This is a genomic window from Flavobacterium potami (assembly GCF_020026915.1).
Taxonomy (GTDB): domain Bacteria; phylum Bacteroidota; class Bacteroidia; order Flavobacteriales; family Flavobacteriaceae; genus Flavobacterium; species Flavobacterium potami.
Genome location: NZ_JAINUY010000059.1, coordinates 1 through 287 on the forward strand (window position 1 = coordinate 1; position 287 = coordinate 287).

Annotated in this window: 1 protein-coding gene; it reads right to left on the reverse strand. The window is 49.8% G+C overall.

What is annotated here, in order from left to right; all coding sequences use genetic code 11:
• Window positions 1-117: 117 nt before the first annotated feature.
• Window positions 118-287 (reverse strand): ABC transporter permease subunit (locus tag K6T82_RS24755; protein ID WP_223711620.1); only part of this gene is annotated, 170 nt, incomplete at its 5' end.

A 287-nucleotide genomic window follows, 5' to 3' on the forward strand; every position in this document is an offset into this window, starting at 1 on the left:
GACGCCGCCTGGCGTCTTGCCAGTAGGTTGTGCTCGGACGGGCAATTGTTTGTGCCATTTGGATGTCTTTGGCTACCGGACGAAACTGATTAACATTAACTGGTGTTTCCATTCGCGTCACTTCCTCCCGTCCATCAGGCGGATCCGCGGGTCGACCAGCGTATAAGCAAGATCAACCAAAAAGTTCAGACCTACCAGAAGTAGTGAATCGAAAAAGGTGATTCCCATAATCACAGTATAGTCACGGTTATTAATACTCTGGACAAAGTAGCGTCCGAGTCCCGGGA